This is a genomic window from Anaeromassilibacillus sp. An172, from assembly GCF_002160515.1.
Taxonomy (GTDB): Bacteria; Bacillota; Clostridia; order Oscillospirales; family Acutalibacteraceae; genus Limousia; species Limousia pullorum.
In genome coordinates this window covers 42,834-52,501 of record NZ_NFKS01000022.1, presented here as the reverse complement: position 1 = coordinate 52,501, position 9,668 = coordinate 42,834, and the positions used below count along the sequence as shown (strand labels likewise).

The window sequence follows — 9,668 nt, the reverse complement described above, 5'->3', positions numbered from 1 at the left end:
TTGGTGTGTATTTCATTCCTTCCTCCAGAACAGCTACCTTATTGCTGTTGCCGCTTCCGCCAAAAGTGGACTGCCAGCTTTCACGTACTCTCTGTGGGTCTTTGATAGTTCCGGGATGTTCCAACACACCGCCGGGAGCAGCTCCGTTTGCAAAAAACTTAGCTCCGTATTCCTCACAGGCTATAGCCATGCCGATGGCGTTTTTCGCCATAGCTATAGGCGAATAACCCACAAGACCGTCAAAGCCAAGACCGGGAATGTGAAGAACCTCCGAGGGTCTCAGATATACAACTGTACCTTTCATTGTTCGGACTTCCTCCGGCTGAGTAACATACGTGTAGTAAAGCTGTCCGCTTTTGTCCCTGCTCACCTCCATTTTGTTTGGCATAAGGGGATACAACGCAACAACTTCATTTTTGCCGTTTCTGATTATCTGTGCGTAAGCGTTTCCCCATAGCAGAAGATGAGTCATTAAGGTTTCACGAAAGATGAAAGAGGTCATCTCCGGATTAGGCTCATCGTGAAGTAAGCTGTAAAGCGGGTGGTCTATGGCTTTTTCCTTGCCGCCGTCATCGGTATATCGGTAAAAATGAAGAGGCAAACCCGCCACAGCCTCCGACAAAATTCTGACGCAGGAATAAACCGCCGTCATCTGCATAGCGGAACGCTCTGTAACAGCCTTGCCCGACGAAGAACCGCCCATAAAAAACGTATACCTGCTTCCGGCAGTCTGATTCTTTGGCTTATCACGGGAATGAAATAAGCCCGAAAGTATGCTCATAAAATATCCTCCTTGTCCTTATATAAATAAAATACCACGGTTATCATAAACGCTTTCAGTATTTGTATTACCGCACCTGATTGCTCTGTCTAAAGCCATGATTGTGGCAATAGCGCCGTCTATTTTTTCAGTTGATTTCGACTTGTCCGCCTTTATGTTGCCGGCAGGGTCGGTACGGATGAAGATGTTGTCCATCATCCAGCGCAGAACCGGATGTCCTCCATGGGCAACTTTCTGTTCCAATACCAGCTTCATAAGCTCTTTGGTGGGAGGACTCATATCTTTAAAGCCCTGACCGAAAGGAACGACGGTAAATCCCTCGCCCTCAAGGTTCTGCACCATCTGAACGGCTCCCCAGCGGTCGAAGGCTATTTCACGGATATTAAAACGCTTCCCTAAGTCTTCAATAAACTTTTCGATATATCCGTAATGCACCACGTTTCCCTCGGTAGTCTGCAAAAAGCCCTGACGTTCCCAAAGGTCATACATAACATGGTCACGCCGGACACGCAGGTCTATGTTGTCCTCCGGTATCCAGAAAAAGGGCAGTATAACATACTTGTCACCCTCATATTCCGGAGGAAAAACCAGCACAAAAGCCGTTATATCCGTTGTGGATGAAAGGTCAAGACCTCCGTAACAGACACGTCCTTCTAAGCTGTCCATATCAACCGGAAAGCTGCAGGTGTCCCATTTATCCATAGGCATCCAGCGAACCGCTTGTTTTACCCATTGATTAAGCCTTAGCTGTCTGAAAGCGTTTTCCTCGCCCGGGTTTTGCTTTGCTGACTCACAGGCGGCTTTTACCTTCTCAATATCAACCGTAATGCCCAGGGAGGGATTGGCTTTTTTCCATACCTTTGGGTCTGTCCAGTCCTCATCCTCAGCGGCTCCGTAGATAACGGGATAGAAAGTGGGGTCATGCTTTCTGCCCTCAATAATGTCAAGCGCCTTTTGATGAGTTTCATAGCATATGGATTGAGTGTCTGTTCCGGCTGTAGTTATGAGAAAATACAGCGGCTGCATTCGTGCGTCACCGGAGCCTTTTGTCATAACGTCAAATAGCTTTCTGTTGGGCTGAGTGTGAAGCTCGTCAAAGATAACCCCGTGGGTATTAAAGCCGTGTTTGTTGGCAACATCAGCCGAAAGCACCTGATAAAAGCTGTTTGTGGGAAGATATGTAAGCCTCTTTTGGGACTCCTGTATCTTCACCCGTTTGGCAAGAGCCGGACAAAGCCTTACCATGTCAACCGCCACATCAAAAACTATTTTTGCCTGATTGCGGTCGGCGGCGCATCCGTAAACCTCTGCACGCTCCTCACCGTCTCCGCAGGTGAGAAGCAAAGCCACAGCCGCCGCAAGTTCAGACTTTCCCTGCTTTTTGGGTATTTCTATGTAAGCCGTGTTGAACTGCCGGTATCCGTTTTTCTTGATGATTCCGAACACATCACGGATAATACGTTCCTGCCAGTCGATAAGGTCAAAGGGCTTGCCTGCCCAAGTGCCTTTTGTATGACAAAGGCATTGAATAAAGTTTACAGCATAATCCGCCGCCGATTTGTCGTAGTGAGAACTTTTTGACATGAACTTTGTGGGCTTGTAACCTCTCAGCTTTCTGATATATGACCACCTCCCGATAACCATAAAAAGGAACATACCGTTTTGGCATGTTCCTTAAAAAATATTCTATAAATGTTATCATATACTTTTATGGATCGTTTCCAAAATCTTTTCCTGTTCCTCCCAGTCTATCCCAAGTCCCGTGAGGGCTTCTCTTATACCGCAGTCAGGGCAGATAAGAGTTTCTCCGTCTTTTCTTGAAACAGCGGGTCGGGCTGTGTATATCTGTCCGCAGAACGGGCAGATTTTTTCTTCTGTAAAATTTTCGTTTTTCATATACTTCCTCCGCAGTTTAAGCAGGCTTTTATCAATGGTGAGTTGTCAAAACCGAAATTTCTGTAACCCTCAAAGCAGGTTCTAAGGTACAAAGATGAAGGCTTTCCGGTTGGTCTGTGCTCATGCATTATATAGAGGAAAACCTCTCTTTTTCTAACTTTTCCGGTTTTTATTCCTTTGACGGGAAGTACCATATCCTTTTTATAGTAAAAGCTCGGGAACCCCTCGTATCTGTCAAGGGAAAGTTCATCGCTCTGTGTCGCTTCCCAGACAGCGATTGGAACCCTGCAATTTTCTTTAGGCTCCACCGTCAGGTAATAGCCGGTTCGGCTTCCTTTGAAAAGAAGCTGACTTCCTTCAATCACCGATGTTCCAATGATTCTCGCCTGCGGACAGCGTATTTTCATCTGCCTGATATTGAGATTGCTTCCATATGCTCCATAGTAACGTTTTTCCATAATATTCAATCCTTTCAAAGTCTTATCACCGCCTTAAGACCGCCGAAGCGGTCATGCGGTCTTTTATTGCGTTCAAGCAACTCTGCCGTTTCTGAAGGCTGAATCTCCGGAAAGCTTTCTTGTGAGAATATCTCTTGCTGTGGCAAATTCCTCGCCGATAAATCCAAGTCTTAAAAGCCATGTTCTCATTGCATACTTTGGATTTTCGTTCTGCTGTGGCTTCGGGCTTGCGGTTCTTACTGTCTTTGCCATTTGGCTCAATGCCAGGCAAAGCTGAATGTAGCTTTTAAGCTGTCCTGCGTGAAGTCCGTTTTGTCTGCCGTTTTCCGGTGCGTCGAATTGGAACAGTCTAAATTCGATTGTCCCCTTTGTAAAGGTTGCGTGGAGGTTGAGCATATGGTAGCGGCTGTCGTTGTAATGATGATCTCTTCCGATGTTTGCCCTGTGGCTTCCGTACCAAATGTCCGCAAGCTCTGCCATTGTGTTAGGCTTCTTTGCGTTTACTTCATGCAAAAATTCAGGATTTACCGTTTTGCAGTAGCGGTTCATTCTGCCTTTGTCGATTTGCAGTGCTTCTGCCAGCAGGCTTTCATGGCTTGCCATTATGTTTGCAAGGTTTCTCAGGGTCTTCGGTGTGTGTCCCTTTGCTCCAATGTGTACGTGAACTCCACAGCCTCTTGTGGCGTCGCTCTTTGCTCCGGCTTTGCGGAGAAGTCTTACAAGCTCCTGCAGTGTTTCCATGTCCTCGTAGTTTAAAATCGGTGTCACAAGCTCGCATTTTTCATTGTTGGGACCCGCAATGCTTACATCCTTCTGGAACTTCCATTCTCTGCCTTGTCCGTCCCATGCTGAAAAGGTCTGATAGCCGTTTCTTCTTGCTGTGTCCTTGTATCTGTTTGTGTTGAAGAATTCGGCGGCAATCTTTGCGGCTTTTTCTCTTGTAATGCTGTTCATCTCTATTTCAACGCCGATGGTCTGTTTTTTCATTTCGTTAACCTGGTTCATAAGCTTTTCGTTCATTTCTGTGTCCTCCGTTTTTTCTTTCTTTTTCTTTCCCTTTCGGTACACAAATATTAACTCTAAAAGCATACTATATCCAGTGTTTTTTCGATAATATACTATACGATGTTGTGTGTCTGTATTTGTGTATTTTTGACATTACAGACACACATTTGTTTATCTGAGCCACCGTTTAAAAAAATTCACAGCGTCAGAAAAACCCGACTGATAATAAAAATTGATAGTTTCTCCTTCAAGAACGCCGTATGAGTTTTCACATTTTTTGAAAAGAAATTCCTGTTCCGGAGTCAGCGTGTCCCTGAGCTTTTGAACCGCATCACTAAAGCTTAGATAAGCATCTTCAACACCCTCGCTTTCGTTACTGCCGTGATAATTTATTCTGGAAACAATAAATTCATCAAGGTCTTTTTCCATTTCCTTATCCATTTTAAATACCACCCTTCATGTTTAGGCAGTAACATATATCACTCTAAGAAAGGCAAAAATCAAGGGCATAAGAGAAATTCTCCGTTATTGACAAATAGACTTGAAAACCTTTATGGGAATGTTTCGCTTTCTGCACTGGTCGATAACATACTTTGTTCCTTTAGAGGTTCCGTCCCAAAAAGCAAGCACAAGGTCTGCGTTTTCAATTATGGTTATGTTTCTTTTTAGAGGAGCGCTTCGCCCGTACTTGCTGTACTCCGGCAAAAACTCCGTAAGCTTAATACTGTTTAAAATAGCGTAGTCCCTTGCTGAAGTATCAACGCCTTTGGCGCCGCCGGAAATTATTTCGGTGACATTTTCGGGGAGATATTTTCCTAAATCGTTGACATAGAGCTTTCTTGAACCGACAACTGCGACTTTCATATAATCAATCACTCCTAAAAATATTTAGATATACTGTATATCTAAAATCACATTATAGCATACGATAGCTATAAAATAAACATACAATATATCTGTGTGGAGGTAATTATATGGCTATAAAAAGTGTGTCGATACGAATAGAGGAAGAAATGCTGGAAAAGCTGGGTTTTATAGCGGATTATGAGGGGCGTTCCGTAAACAGCCACATACTTGTTTTGATTAGAGAAAACATAAAATCCTACGAACAGGAGCACGGAGAAATAGACGGTTCCCTAAATCCGGCAGACAATGTAAAGCCTACCAGAAAGAAATAAACTCAGCCGAATGGAGGAACCATTATGGATGAAAAGCTTTTAAGATACACATTGAGAGTTGACAGACTGCTGTTTAAGAAATTCAGATATATAGCGGAGTCAGAGGGACGTTCTGCAAATAAAGAAATAGAACAATTTCTGAAAAAACGTGTAGCTGAATACGAAAAGGAAAACGGGAAAATTCCGGTAGACAGTGAGTGATTCAGCGGTATGTTTTAAAATAAAGATTTATGAGGAAGCAGAGAGGTATGCTTCCTCATTTTTTGATGACCAAACAATCCCGGACAACACGAAAGCAACGCACGGTAACGCAACACCGTTTCCCCACATCTTATACTCAGCGGCATCAGAATACGGGTTTTTCAGCCACTTTATGATTTGAGTCTCGGTCTTTGGCTTTGTGGATGTGCCAATGACTTTACGATGCGTTTCAAACACCTCGCACCAGAAATCAATTTCCCCATATGTTGGGGTGTCGATTCCCAAGCCGTCACACCACCAATCGGGAAACCCTTGCAGTCTCGCACATTCAGTGGGGGTCAATCTGCGTACCGTGTATTCCGGTCCGCCCTTGGCGACAGCACCGGGATCTTTTGCCGCCAGGGTCTGCTGCAATTTCTCAGCTGCTACAGGATTGAATTTCGCATTTTTATCATGGTTCGCTGCACGGTCAATACCATATGCCACTGCTGTATGATCTTTATAATCCCTTGCCAAAATGGTAGGTGCAGTGTCTTCGCCGATATTGGCAAAGCTGCCTGTGGTCATAGCATAGACTGCATGACGGTCAATGGTATTAAGGGTAAAGGAAACATCCTCGTTGATGCCGTCACCCTGGGGACCATTTTTTGCCTCTCTGCCAATCATGGAACCTTGTAGAATATAGGTCTGTTGCTTGGTGGCAGCTTTACACAATGTGCCGCTTTTGCTGCCCAGCATTCGAACCTCGTCCTGCTGTTTTTGGGTAAAGGGAATGGATTCAACAACGGCAATGCCGCCTTGGCTGCAAGATGGATTTCCGCCGTTTCCGTCAAGGGTTCTGGATGTATCTGCTTTATAAAAACCGCTGTTGGGATTGTTGGATTTCATAGAATTGGAATCCTTAGAGCAGACACCGTAAGCAACCGGGGCAAAAAGCGTCTGGTCATTGTTACAGGATAAAGTTGCGGATTTATCCTCTTGGATAAGAGGACCTTTGCCGCCGCCTTCACAACCGGAGCGGATTTTCATGAGGAGCGGCACATTGTTTCCACCGGTTCCCATGCGAGAGGTTAGAGTCTGCACCGTTCCGTCTTCAGAGAGTTTAATCCGGCTGTCTGTCGGATGGTTTTCTAAAGCAATAGCAGCAGGTACAACACCTGCCCTTAAAGTGGGAGAACGCTCCTGCTCATAACCGATGGATCTGGCTTGAGCGGAATGCTCTGTGCAGAAACCAGCCGACTCCATTACACAGGGAGGATGGTGTGCTTCAGCACGAAGAGTACAGGTAACATCTTCAGTGACATCCATTCGGCTGCCGCCTTGGTCATTGAGCACCACGCCATTTCGACCAGTAGATATTCCACAGTTTACACCGAGAGTGGATGCCTTATCCGCTACACTTCCGTTGTATCCATCGAAGCTTGCCGCATCAGTGCCAGTTTCAAAACCTCGGGCAGTTCCTTGCCACGAGCAGAAGCCCTTCGGAGAATACCCTGACAGGCTTTCGGACTCAAATAGTATTTGCTCGGCACTCCCACCTGCAAAATCTGCGATAAGGAAGATTCTGCGCCTTCTCTGGGGAACTCCCCAAAATTGAGCGTCGAGGACTCTCCAGGCAACTGAGTAATTATCTCCCACGATGCTTCCTGCGTATTCCCATTTGCCTTTCGGAGGTTCAGGAATAATCGGGTCTGTATCTTTGACCGAGCAGACCGCTTCGAGGACGGAGCGGAAGTCCTGTCCTTTGTTTGAGGAAAAGGCACCGGGGACATTCTCCCAGATGATGTATCTTGGTTTTGCACCACCTGTTGCACACCTCATTTCTTTTACAATTCGGATGGCTTCATAGAAAAGATTGGAGCGGGAGCCATCCAATCCCGCACGTTTTCCTGCGATACTCATATCCTGGCAAGGCGAACCGAACGTGATGATATCCACCGGTTCAATCTCACTGCCGTGCATTTGAGAAACGTCTCCGTAATGCTTCATAAATGGCAGACGCTTGGTGGTTACGCGAATGGGAAACGGTTCGATCTCCGAAGCCCAGATTGGAGTTACTCCTGCAAGCAAGCCGCCCAAAGGAAAACCCCCGGAGCCATCAAACAGGCTACCGAGGGTCAGGGACTTATTCACTTCCATTTGCGACCTCCTCATATTTGCAGGCCTTGCCGTCACGCACCACAGACACACCTTCCGTAGAACCGACCTGTTCGATGTATCGGTTCACGATTACATCGCAGAACTTTTCGTCCAGTTCAATGGTGCGGCAAATACGATCGGTCTGCTCACAGGTAATCAGGGTACTGCCGGAGCCGCCGAAGGGGTCAAGGATGATGGAATTGGTCATGCTGGAATTCCCGATGGGATAGGCCAGCAGCGGGATCGGCTTCATAGTCGGATGATCACCGTTCTTCTTGGGCTTGTCAAATTCCCAGATGGTGGTTTCCTTCCTGCCGGTGTACCATTGATGCTTACCGTTTTTCTTCCAACCGTATAGCACTGGTTCGTGCTGCCACTGATAAGGAGAGCGCCCCAGCACAAGGGACTGTTTCTTCCAGATACAGCATCCGGACAAATAAAAACCCGCATCGGCAAACGCCCTGCGGAAATTGAGACCCTCGGTGTCAGCGTGGAACACATAGATGGATGCGTCCGGTGCCATCACCGATTCCATGTTTTTGAATGCGGCAAGGAGAAACTCGTAAAATTTTTCACCCGCCATATTGTCGTTTTTGATTTTGCCAGCGGAGCCTTCGTAGTTCACATTGTAAGGTGGGTCGGTGATGACCAGGTTGGCCTTCACGCCGTCCATGAGCACTTCATAGACCGCAGGGTCAGTGGAGTCACCGCATACTAACCTGTGTCTGCCCAGAGTCCATACATCGCCAGCCTTGGTAAAGGTGGGCTTTTGTAGTTCGGCATCCACATCGAAATCATCTTCCTTGGCTTCCTCCACAGGAAAAAGTGCTGCCAGTTCCTTGTCATCAAAACCGGTCAGACCCAGGTCATAGCCCATTTCCTCCAAAGCCTCCAACTCCACACGGAGCATATCTTCATCCCAACCGGCATCCAGTGCCATGCGATTGTCTGCCAGGATGTAGGCTTTCTTCTGGGCTTCAGTAAGGTGGTCGACAAAAACACACGGTACTTCGGTGATGCCTTCCTCACAGGCGGCAGCAATTCTACCGTGTCCTGCAATGACATTGTACTCACGGTCAATGATGACGGGATTGACAAATCCAAACTCCCGAATGGAGGATCGCAGCTTATTGATCTGCTCCTTGGAGTGGGTCCGGGCATTGTTCTGATACGGAACCAGCTTGGTGACAGGCACAAGCTGCATTTCACTGGTTGTCTTGCTCATCAGAACAACCCCCATTCTGCGAACTTCTCAAAGCCGCCCACAGAGCGGATATAGTTACGGGCAATTTCTACGATCTGGGTGTATGGAATACCGTCCACCATTTCATCACCGATGGCACAGCAAAGTTCCACTGGGTTTCCGGTTTCCTGGGCTTTGAGGAAGGCATAGATATTGACGGATACATCCGCCTTGGAGAGGTCTTTCCCATGAAGTCCGCCGCCAGTTACCGAGTTAGCCATATCGGAGCCAAGTTTGCGGTTGGTTGCTCCCGTATCTACATCGGTTCCGCCGGTCCAATCTCCCAGAGGATTGATCTCCGCGCCGGGGTACTGTGCTTCCAGTTCATGTCTGGGGGCATTGCTCTGGCAGATGATCAGCCGGATGCCATCCATGATGTATTTTCCATCGGAGAGGTACTGACCATAGATCCGATGAGCAATTGCAGACAGCTCCTTTTGCTCCTGGGTGAGGGGCATTCCCTTGAAGATGCCGTTGTCACCGCAGCGAAAGCCGTGCTTTTGATTTTCCGAAAGATGTGCGTCCTGCTTGACGATATAGATGTCTGTCAAAACCATACCGGCGATTCGCACGATGGCTTCAGCGATTTCTTCTTTGTCGAGGGCAGTAGTCGTTTCAATGATCGCATGGCAAACGCCGTGTCCAATCAGAACTTCCACTGCGATTTTGGGATTATCCTCTGTTGCATATGCCAGGTCAACAATCGCACCGGCAATACGGTCAGCTACCTTGTCCGGGTGCGAAGGATTCACTTTTTCAATCATACG

12 protein-coding genes are annotated in these 9,668 nt (G+C 46.9%); 2 read left to right on the top strand and 10 right to left on the bottom strand.

All coding sequences use genetic code 11. The features are described from left to right. From B5F08_RS10145 to B5F08_RS10115, 7 genes are all read right to left on the bottom strand, one after another. Positions 1-781, bottom strand: a 781-nt coding sequence (locus B5F08_RS10145; RefSeq protein WP_087378900.1) for a phage portal protein, incomplete at its 3' end; no start/stop codon positions are given. A gap of 18 nt (positions 782-799) precedes the next feature. After that, positions 800-2,401 (bottom strand): terminase large subunit, encoded by a 1,602-nt coding sequence (locus tag B5F08_RS10140; RefSeq protein WP_087378911.1) that lies wholly within the window; start codon positions 2,399-2,401, stop codon positions 800-802. 78 nt (positions 2,402-2,479) lie between these two features. Then, positions 2,480-2,677: a hypothetical protein gene (locus B5F08_RS10135; protein WP_087378898.1), complete on the bottom strand. Its 198-nt coding sequence runs from the start codon at positions 2,675-2,677 to the stop codon at positions 2,480-2,482. After that, a complete protein-coding gene (locus tag B5F08_RS10130) occupies positions 2,674-3,138 on the bottom strand; it encodes a gamma-glutamylcyclotransferase family protein (protein ID WP_442856072.1) in 465 nt (154 codons plus the stop codon). The genes B5F08_RS10135 and B5F08_RS10130 overlap by 4 nt, the downstream gene beginning before the upstream one ends. A gap of 69 nt (positions 3,139-3,207) precedes the next feature. After that, a complete protein-coding gene (locus B5F08_RS10125) occupies positions 3,208-4,155 on the bottom strand; it encodes an amidoligase family protein (protein ID WP_087378907.1) in 948 nt (315 codons plus the stop codon). A 156-nt stretch (positions 4,156-4,311) separates the two neighbouring features. Further along, positions 4,312-4,581, bottom strand: a complete 270-nt coding sequence (locus tag B5F08_RS10120; RefSeq protein ID WP_087378896.1) for a hypothetical protein — start codon at positions 4,579-4,581, stop codon at positions 4,312-4,314. 84 nt (positions 4,582-4,665) lie between these two features. Then, a complete protein-coding gene (locus tag B5F08_RS10115) occupies positions 4,666-5,004 on the bottom strand; it encodes a hypothetical protein (protein ID WP_087378894.1) in 339 nt (112 codons plus the stop codon). Between the two features lie 110 nt (positions 5,005-5,114). On the opposite strand from B5F08_RS10115, the gene B5F08_RS10110 reads away from it, so the two are divergent. Both B5F08_RS10110 and B5F08_RS10105 read left to right on the top strand, forming a co-directional pair. Beyond that, positions 5,115-5,318: an Arc family DNA-binding protein gene (locus B5F08_RS10110; RefSeq protein ID WP_087378892.1), complete on the top strand. Its 204-nt coding sequence runs from the start codon at positions 5,115-5,117 to the stop codon at positions 5,316-5,318. A 24-nt stretch (positions 5,319-5,342) separates the two neighbouring features. Beyond that, positions 5,343-5,519: a TraY domain-containing protein gene (locus B5F08_RS10105; RefSeq protein ID WP_087378890.1), complete on the top strand. Its 177-nt coding sequence runs from the start codon at positions 5,343-5,345 to the stop codon at positions 5,517-5,519. Between the two features lie 27 nt (positions 5,520-5,546). Here the strand turns inward: B5F08_RS10105 and B5F08_RS10100 are convergent, their stop codons facing one another. The 3 genes from B5F08_RS10100 to B5F08_RS10090 are packed head-to-tail and all read right to left on the bottom strand — an operon-like array spanning position 5,547 to position 9,665. Beyond that, complete coding sequence (locus tag B5F08_RS10100) at positions 5,547-7,658, bottom strand: DNA cytosine methyltransferase (protein ID WP_087378888.1); 2,112 nt, start codon at positions 7,656-7,658, stop codon at positions 5,547-5,549. Next, entirely contained in the window at positions 7,645-8,883 is a 1,239-nt protein-coding gene (locus tag B5F08_RS10095; RefSeq protein WP_087378886.1) for a site-specific DNA-methyltransferase, read from the bottom strand. The genes B5F08_RS10100 and B5F08_RS10095 overlap by 14 nt, the downstream gene beginning before the upstream one ends. Beyond that, a complete protein-coding gene (locus B5F08_RS10090) occupies positions 8,883-9,665 on the bottom strand; it encodes an S-adenosylmethionine synthetase N-terminal domain-containing protein (protein ID WP_087378884.1) in 783 nt (260 codons plus the stop codon). Before B5F08_RS10090 ends, B5F08_RS10095 begins: the two co-directional genes overlap by 1 nt. Positions 9,666-9,668: the final 3 nt, after the last annotated feature.